Below are 735 nucleotides of genomic sequence, written 5' to 3' on the forward strand. Positions count from 1 at the left end.
CGTAGTTCGACTCGCCCTGGTCCCAGCAGTAGGCCCAGCAGCTGAAGCTTTTGCCCGTGGCGTCCGCCAGGTTCTTGGTGTCCTGCACGTAGCGAACCATCTTGTTGTAGAAGGCATTCGGGTCGGAAGACGGCCCCAATTCCTCTACTGATCGTGCGCTGCGCCCAGGCGAGGTGCCAAGGAAGGTCCAGTCGGCGGCGATCTCACCATCTGCGATTGCGCGCCGAACAACACCGTTGCACAGGCCAACCACCGGATCCTCTCCTTCAGTGCCCTCTGTTTTCGCGACCAGAGGAACGAACGAGCTGGGGTTGTAGCCGCTATCGCCGTTCCTGATCTTGGTTCCGCTGGCGATCATGATGTTGTTATATGGCTGGGTGGTGCTGATTGCCGGAAGCGAGTTGATACCTCGGCTCAGAGACTGGCCATAGCCGATGATGAGCATGATCTGGGTGCGCTGTTGGCGGTTAAGCCTGGGAATGATCGGCGCACCAGGTGTCGCCCCGCCTGAGGCTGGCGCGCTGCCGTCGTAACGCGCGAGCAAGAAGCCGCTCTCGTCACTTATTTCGATGCCAGGCGTGTTGGTATTGCGCCAGGTAAGCCCGCCCAGGAATGAATCTGAGGTACCGATTCGGCCTGCTACGAACCCGTTCGGGTCGAGGAGCTCGAGAATTCCGTTACCCTGCATGACTCTCCCGTTTGCCATATCAAGGCCACCCTGCATGCGCAGAACCT

Annotated in this window: 1 protein-coding gene; it reads right to left on the reverse strand. The window is 59.7% G+C overall.

All coding sequences use genetic code 11. The features are described 5' to 3' along the window. A partial coding sequence (locus DMX12_RS29580) for a hypothetical protein (protein WP_218277995.1) occupies nt 1-688 on the reverse strand: 688 nt, incomplete at its 3' end. Nucleotides 689-735: the final 47 nt, after the last annotated feature.

It is taken from the genome of Pseudomonas sp. MB-090624 (genome assembly GCF_003205245.1).
Classification (GTDB): domain Bacteria; phylum Pseudomonadota; class Gammaproteobacteria; order Pseudomonadales; family Pseudomonadaceae; genus Aquipseudomonas; species Aquipseudomonas juntendi.